General features: G+C 47.5%; 1 protein-coding gene. It reads left to right on the plus strand.

Going from position 1 to position 610, the window contains the following annotated elements:
- The coding region (locus tag ACWHAR_RS29230; protein ID WP_452088715.1) for a family 4 glycosyl hydrolase at positions 1-610 on the plus strand (610 nt) is incomplete at both ends.

A 610-nucleotide genomic window follows, 5' to 3' on the forward strand; every position in this document is an offset into this window, starting at 1 on the left:
GGCGGTCAACGGATTTGAATTTGCTTTGTATGATATCGATCCGAAGCGCCTCAAAGAATCTAAAGATATGCTTGAGCATTTAAAAAACCGCTATAATGACACGGTATCGATCCGCGCCTATGACGACAGAAAGGAAGCTTTGGCGGGAGCGAAATACGTGATCAATGCCATTCAGGTCGGCGGCTATAAACCGGGCACAGTCATCGATTTTGAGATTCCGAAAAAATACGGCCTCAAGCAGACGATTGCCGATACGGTCGGAATCGGCGGGATATTCAGGGCGCTGCGGACGATTCCCGTTTTATTGGATATGGCAAAAGACATCGAAAGCGCGGCGCCCGACGCCTGGCTCTTAAATTACACAAACCCGATGGCTTCTTTAACCGGTGCGCTTCTCCGCTACACGGACGTGAAAACGGTCGGTCTCTGCCACAGCGTTCAAGTATGCACAAAAGATCTTTTCAAATCCCTCGGCATGAAGCATGAACGAATCGAAGAAAAAATCGCCGGCATCAATCATATGGCCTGGCTTCTTGAAGTCAAGCAAGACGGAAGAGACTTGTATCCAGAAATTAAAAAGCGGGCAAAAGAAAAACAGAAAACGAAACAT

Source organism: Bacillus sp. LR--39, assembly GCF_053613335.1.